Source organism: Parabacteroides sp. AM58-2XD, assembly GCF_003463685.1.
GTDB lineage: Bacteria > Bacteroidota > Bacteroidia > Bacteroidales > Tannerellaceae > Parabacteroides > Parabacteroides segnis.
The window spans coordinates 1-6214 of record NZ_QSDP01000182.1; the positions used below are offsets into that span (position 1 = coordinate 1).

Annotated in this window: 8 protein-coding genes and 1 pseudogene; 3 read left to right on the forward strand and 6 right to left on the reverse strand. The window is 46.9% G+C overall.

The features are described 5' to 3' along the window. From DXA15_RS28135 to DXA15_RS24315, 6 genes and pseudogenes are all read right to left on the reverse strand, one after another. Positions 1–146: pseudogene (locus DXA15_RS28135) on the reverse strand (N-acetylmuramoyl-L-alanine amidase); the annotation flags it as partial. Between the two features lie 2 nt (positions 147–148). Beyond that, on the reverse strand, positions 149–280 hold the full coding sequence (locus DXA15_RS25385; RefSeq protein WP_007658059.1) for a smalltalk protein: 132 nt from the start codon (positions 278–280) through the stop codon (positions 149–151). Between the two features lie 20 nt (positions 281–300). After that, entirely contained in the window at positions 301–615 is a 315-nt protein-coding gene (locus tag DXA15_RS24305; RefSeq protein ID WP_233567605.1) for a hypothetical protein, read from the reverse strand. Then, entirely contained in the window at positions 609–767 is a 159-nt protein-coding gene (locus DXA15_RS27400; protein ID WP_233567606.1) for a hypothetical protein, read from the reverse strand. Before DXA15_RS27400 ends, DXA15_RS24305 begins: the two co-directional genes overlap by 7 nt. Before the next feature lie 238 nt (positions 768–1005). After that, complete coding sequence (locus DXA15_RS24310; protein ID WP_128135757.1) at positions 1006–1215, reverse strand: DUF4248 domain-containing protein; 210 nt, start codon at positions 1213–1215, stop codon at positions 1006–1008. Positions 1216–1435: 220 nt separating this feature from the next. Then, positions 1436–3577: a VapE domain-containing protein gene (locus DXA15_RS24315; protein ID WP_128135754.1), complete on the reverse strand. Its 2142-nt coding sequence runs from the start codon at positions 3575–3577 to the stop codon at positions 1436–1438. Positions 3578–3782: 205 nt separating this feature from the next. On the opposite strand from DXA15_RS24315, the gene DXA15_RS24320 reads away from it, so the two are divergent. The 3 genes from DXA15_RS24320 to DXA15_RS24330 are packed head-to-tail and all read left to right on the forward strand — an operon-like array spanning position 3783 to position 6031. Further along, the gene (locus DXA15_RS24320; protein ID WP_233567608.1) at positions 3783–4169 is read left to right on the forward strand and encodes a hypothetical protein; all 387 of its coding nucleotides are present in this window, start codon (positions 3783–3785) and stop codon (positions 4167–4169) included. A gap of 3 nt (positions 4170–4172) precedes the next feature. Further along, a complete protein-coding gene (locus DXA15_RS24325) occupies positions 4173–5636 on the forward strand; it encodes a capsule assembly Wzi family protein (RefSeq protein ID WP_128135755.1) in 1464 nt (487 codons plus the stop codon). Next, complete coding sequence (locus tag DXA15_RS24330; protein WP_128135756.1) at positions 5624–6031, forward strand: lipocalin-like domain-containing protein; 408 nt, start codon at positions 5624–5626, stop codon at positions 6029–6031. The genes DXA15_RS24325 and DXA15_RS24330 overlap by 13 nt, the downstream gene beginning before the upstream one ends. Positions 6032–6214: the final 183 nt, after the last annotated feature.

Sequence of the window (6214 nt, forward strand, 5' to 3'; positions counted from 1 at the left end):
CGGTGGTCGCGTTCCAACTGTTCGGCTGTATAAGGCCGATTGCAACGGGTGGCGGAACAGTGGACCACGATAAAGCGGACACTTTCAGTGGCATGGCGCATGAGTTCGATCTCGCCCTGCAGGACGGTTTCGCAGATAGGAACCATGGCTACAAGCAAGACTGGAGTCCCAAGGCTCCTAAAAGGGTGGCTACTACGGTGGCGATCACCTTTAACACGATACCCCAGATTTTGTGTTTGGGGTTTTCAGGTGCCGGATTGGCTTCAATGGTTTGTTGCATGTGTTTATAAATTTAATGAATTATTCGATTTCGGGTCTGTCACTACCACCTCCTTCATCTTCAGGAACTTGAGTTCCGTTGATGTTCACTTTTACTAAGGTAGTTTTTTCACCTAAGAGTGAATAACGGCGGGTACCATTGAGGATTGTGTACGAAGGAGTAAAACCGGGGACGATGCTTCTGATTTGTGTTGCTTTTACCTCTTCGGCCTTTTCAACGCCTTTCCCTGTGATCAAACGGTTGTAGACCGTCCCGAATCCCAGCAGTTCTACTTTGTAACCTTTTTGAAGGTTTTGAATGACATAGCGTTGATAACGGTCCAGGACGTTCAGCACATCCCCTTTGGTGAGCGACGATTCTTCTGCAATTTGCTCGGCGGCATCACGGTCGATAGTGTCCCGTAATAAAACGGGGCAGGTTTGAATACTTCTTTCCGTGGTTCTTCACCCGGAATAGTATACTTGCGAACTAAAAAAGCTTGCGGCATACGTTTTTGATATTTAATAGTTTAACAATGTTTACAATGCAAATATACGGCAAGGGGCCGGTGGCAGTGATGCCGAATGATGCGGCAGGGAGGGAAATCCATCCGCTTTTTTTTCATGCATCTGTCGGTGGGCATCCTTTGTTTTAGAATGCCCATCCTAAGAAGCTTACAATGCCCACTGTAAGAGGCTAAGGATGGGCATTCTTGGCCTCTTAGGATGCCCATTCATGGATTCATTTCAGCCGGGTTCTCCAAGGTAACGGATGATCAGCCGGACCTGTCGGGGTGTAAAGAAACGCTGGGTGGGCGAATAGCCGCTCAGAAGTAGTTCTTCATGCAATTCTTTACAACGGGTGATCCAACGGCGCAGGCGGTTACATGCCTGGTGAGGTGCCAGCTCAGGAAAGTAGAGGCGGGCAAGGTCTGATTTTTTGAGAGGATAAGAGATCATAATTGAATTGATAATTGATCATAGAAAATTAATATTTGAAAATCTGATGGCCGGATGGTGTGAAGGACGTGAAGTCAGTGAGGGCTGTTTTGTAAACTTTCCGGGAATACAAATAAATACGGGGTGTCTTTTAAAAGGGGACCGGTATTTATTTATTTTCCTGCAAAGTTTACAAACAGGGGGTAAATACTTTCACAACTTTCACAACGGCCGGAGGTTAGCCCCCGTTTTTTTCCTCCTCTTGCGGTTCGGGCAAGATGGTGGCGATCTCATCGGTGGTTCGTTCGACGATCAGCCAGAAGTTACCGTTGCGGGTATGCAAGCGTTCAAAACCAAGTTCTTTCATGATGCGCCCCACTTGTCCGGTTGTCAGCCGTATGCTGTTACCAAAGCGGGCGACAATCTGGCTGGCTGTGATGTAACGCCCTTTTTCCAACCCGTAAGGTTTCCGATAAAAAGCAAGGATCAATTCCCTGGCAGGATTGGGTGTTTCAAACCGCCGGTTTCGGCGGTTGAGTTCGTCGATCTCTTCACCTTGGAACCAGTAGCGGAAACCACTGTCGAGCAAGGCTTTTGCTTGCGCATAGACGGCATCGTGGTTGATCGGATGTTCCCAAGGACTGTCGATGTCTGCCACTTCAAAAACAAGCCATCGGCGGTTTCCGGTATCGTCGGAGAGGAAGAGCGGGTTGTTGCCGGTAGCGCAGAAGGAGGCGACGTGTGGCAACCGTACTTTGTTGCGGCCGTAAGGAAGTCGTTCGTCGATGTAGAGTGCGGTGGTCATTGCTTTGAGTTGGTTCAATTCCGTCGGGCGCATGGTGTCGATCTCTTCGAAATTAACCAGGAGGAATTCCGAGAGGGTCAGCAGGTCGTCTTTGCCAAGCCGCTGGCTGTTGGTCTTCGTCGTGAAGTAACGCCGGAGACAGGGTGGCAGCAGGTTTTGCATGAAAGAGGTTTTGTAGCTTCCCTGGCGGCCGATCAGCACGAAGATGACATGGTTGACAGTCCGTTCGTCCAGTGCTCCCGCCAACATCCCCACAAGCCAGCGGCGGAAGTAGGAAGCGAATTTTTCAGGGGAGTTGTCTGTGGTATGCACCATCGCGGCGAGTTTGCCGATCGGGTCGCTCGTACCGTCCCAGGGCGGGAGGGTATTGAGATAGTCTGTCAACGGATGGTATTCGGGCACGAAGTCGCTGGTCAACAAAGTATGCAAGCGGGAAAGGTCTGCATTGATACCCTCTTTTTGCATGGCTCGCCAAAGGGAATTCTCTATGGTGTCAGTCATGCGTTGCCATTCACTGCTGCCTTGCAGGCGTATTTCCGCCTGTTGGGTGAGCCGGTTACGGCGTATTTCCATGTAACCGTCAATGAAACGCTCCATCTCCTCGACCGAGGCACAACCTCGTGCGCGGGTTGTGCCACCGGCTACCGTCTGTTCGAACTTGCGGAGCTTTTGTGTGGCATGTTCGGCAGTCAATGCATAGCAGCTTTTTGCAGTAGAGCGGACGGAGGCCGCATCGTAATCGGCAAACGTATCGAGTGCCCATGCCGTAGCCTCCTTTTCCGGGATGCCGAACCGGTTCATCCAGTAGAGGCAGCGGCAGATGTAATCGTTATGGCTGTGCGCCTCGTAGGCGATTCCTTCCTGTTCAACAAGGCGGCGCACGGTCGAGGCTGCCCGGGAAACGGAGGGTTTGCGGCCGCGTTTTTCCACCTTACTTGTCTGCTTGCCTGTCTGTTCGTCCGGCAATGGGAAACAGAGCGCGTCGGGGCGGTAGAGAGTATCGGGATCATGGCAGATGACAGACATGCGGGTCGGATTTTTGCATTTGAAGTCATATCCGATACCGCTCAGATGGACATAATATTCATTGACAGTCTTCCAGGCAAGCAGGAAATCATGCTTTGTGACCGCATTTTCCATCCGGACAAATACCCGGATACCGACACCGGAGATTGTGGTATGGGCGAGGAAGGTATGAGGATCGGCTTTGATCCGGGCGAGTGTCTCGGCAAATTGCCCGGGTGGGATGTCATCAATGTCGACCATGATGACCCCGGAATAACCAGTGATGTGTGCGGAGGTACGTCCGCCTGTGAGCGAGACCGAAGCGATAAAGGCAGGTTGGGCCTGTTTGATTTGTTCTTTTTCTGCTTTCAGCTTCGGGAGAAGCAAATTATCGTTGTCTTGTTCCGCTTGGTGCAAACGAGCAATTGTCTGCCGATACAGTTCAGTTTGCGCTTTATGAAACGGCCCTGTCAGTTCGTTGACAATCGTTTCCCATGAAACAGGAACCGGTGTTGTCGCCCGTAATGAGGCGAAACGGCTTGGCTGAAATGGAAAAGAGGTTTGATTCATACTAACATTAGTTTATTTTTTGTTAAACAATAGAGAAAATGATCTATGAGAAGCATGTTCTTTCATGTCGATATCAAAGATATAGTTCTTATTTTTGAAGGTGGTACATCAATGAATGTACCAAACATAAGTTTTGTTAGCATAGATTAAAGTTATTTTTTTGTTTTCGGGTTGTTTCGTGAGGAGATGCCCTCTATAAGACGAGATGTCCCGGCAACTTGTAGGTATAGGTTCTAATAAATGGATTATGATTGCTTCTGATGAAGTTTGGAAAATACAAAAAAGGTGGAGATTACTTTCATTCAGACAATTGTCTGAATGTCTGCATATCGACCGCCGCACACTTTCGAAACTGGACCATCACCATCCGAACGGCACGTTGACGCTTGAAACGCTTGACCGCATTTATGCGACCTTCATGTACCTCTGTCCGGTATATTTCACCCCGGAGGAGGCAAAAGAGGAATATCGCAGACTGGTCGATTCGCGAATACGTATTCTGATGTGTTCGGAGATAAGCCTCGGGTACTGGTTCAAAAATGAAAGACTGAAAAAAGGTGATATTGATAAATCAGCTCCTCATATTATATAAAAAATGAAAATTATATCTAATTTAATCCTTTTGGGAAGTATATGTATGTTTCCTTTAATTTCTTATGCTCAATTTACCAAAGGGCTGAGTTATCGGACTGAGACCTGTGTCAACTTTAGCGGTGGCGAACATACTCCTTTCTGGCTGACGGCAAACAAGCAGGGGTTGTCCTCTATTGAAAAGAATAACGGGTATCTGCGTGCAGGTGTCTTCCGGGAGTTGGAAAGCGATAAACGTTTCTCGTATGCTTTCGGGGCAGATCTGGCTGTCGCCTATAATTTTACTTCGACTTTTGTAGTACAACAATTGTATGCAGATCTGAAATATCGTTGCCTGGAGGTGAGCATTGGAAGCAAGGAACGACATAGCGAGTTCAATAATCCGTTACTGAGTAGCGGTGGCTTGACATTCTCGGGAAATGCCCGTCCGATTCCGCAAGTTCGTATCGGTATTCCAGAATATACGTTTGTTCCGGGTACAAAAGGCTGGCTGGCTTTTAAAGGTCATATTGCCTATGGAATGTTTACGGATGACGGCTGGCAGAAGGACTTTGTGATTCCGGGCGGTAAACATACGGAGCATGTGCTTTATCATTCCAAAGATTTATATGTGAAGATCGGTAACCGGGAGAAGTTTCCGTTGATTTTAGAAGGAGGGCTTGAAATGGCTGCTCAGTTCGGAGGAAATGCGTTTAGGGGAAATGAGAAGATCGATATGCCGAACGGGATAAAGGATTTCTTTAAGGTGTTTATTCCAAGCGGCGGGAATAGTGATACGCCGATGGGAGAACAAACGAATATTTATGGAAATCATTTAGGCAGCTGGAATTTCTCATTGACCTGGTATGCACCAAAAGATTGGACAATCCGTCCCTATTACGAACATTATTTTGAAGACCATTCGCAGATGTTCGGTGAATATGGTTGGAAGGATTGCCTGGTTGGAGTGGAAATTACTTTTCCTAAGAATCCCATTGTTAGCAGTTTTGTTTACGAATATATTTCAACAAAAGACCAGACCGGTCCTGTTTATTGGGATCATACACCGGAAATACCGGAACAGGTAAGTGGTGCGGATAATTATTATAATCATGGTATTTATACCGGTTGGCAGCATTGGGGGATGGGGATCGGTAATCCGTTGGTTATGTCTCCAATCTATAATAACGACGGAGAAATAGTTTTTAAAAGCAATCGCCTGCAGGGACACCATTTCGGGATCATGGGAACCCCGTGTGTCGATTTGCAATATCGTGTCCTTTTATCAATTACCCGTAATTGGGGTACTTATGGCGTACCATTTTATGAGATCAAAAAGAATGGCAATGCATTAGTAGAATTAATTTATACGCCACATCAGTTAAAAGGCTGGGACTTTACAGGATCGCTGGGTATAGACCGGGGAGCGATGTTGGGTAAAAGTGCCGGTGGCATGTTAACAATCAGAAAAACAGGATGGATACGATGACTTTAATAAATACGAAGAAAAGATATATAATAGCGGTTTTGCTGGTTCTGATAGTCAGTTCCTGCGGAAAAATGCCGATCAACGGAGACCTGGATGGCCGCTGGCAGATCATGAAAATAGAATATGCGTCCGGCGTGGAAGAGGCTCCGGAACGGGCTTATTACAGCGTGGCTTTGCATACAATCAATCTGATGAAGGTTGATGTAACCAGTCAGACCGACAATATGGAATATACCGGAGATTCCTTGTTTGTAGTCATGCCAATCAGCAAAGTTGAAGACTTATTGCCATTCGGGATGAACGGAACGGAGCAACGCTTCGGCGTCAAAGAATTAACATCGAAGCATCTAATATTACAATCGGATTATGCCCGATTGGAGCTCAGGAAGTTTTGATTCAGAAATTATCAAAATTGAACTATTTGTATCTCTTTAATGGGGCAAAGCCCCATGCCGCAGGCTCTCTTTTGCCGTCAGTTGAAACTCAATGTCATCAATTTAAGAAAAAATACCCTTAAAACGAAAAAAGCCATTGGAAATATCAAAGAAAGAATTACTTTAAAGTTACCACACAACAAG

Excerpts from the sequence above, each read along its gene's own strand:
- DXA15_RS25385 (WP_007658059.1), bottom strand. The coding sequence starts at position 280 with ATGCAACAAACCATTGAAGCCAATCCGGCACCTGAAAACCCCAAACAC.
- DXA15_RS27400 (WP_233567606.1), bottom strand. The coding sequence starts at position 767 with ATGCCGCAAGCTTTTTTAGTTCGCAAGTATACTATTCCGGGTGAAGAA.
- DXA15_RS24315 (WP_128135754.1), bottom strand. The coding sequence starts at position 3,577 with ATGAATCAAACCTCTTTTCCATTTCAGCCAAGCCGTTTCGCCTCATTA.
- DXA15_RS24320 (WP_233567608.1), top strand. The coding sequence starts at position 3,783 with ATGTCCCGGCAACTTGTAGGTATAGGTTCTAATAAATGGATTATGATT.
- DXA15_RS24325 (WP_128135755.1), top strand. The coding sequence starts at position 4,173 with ATGAAAATTATATCTAATTTAATCCTTTTGGGAAGTATATGTATGTTT.
- DXA15_RS24330 (WP_128135756.1), top strand. The coding sequence starts at position 5,624 with ATGGATACGATGACTTTAATAAATACGAAGAAAAGATATATAATAGCG.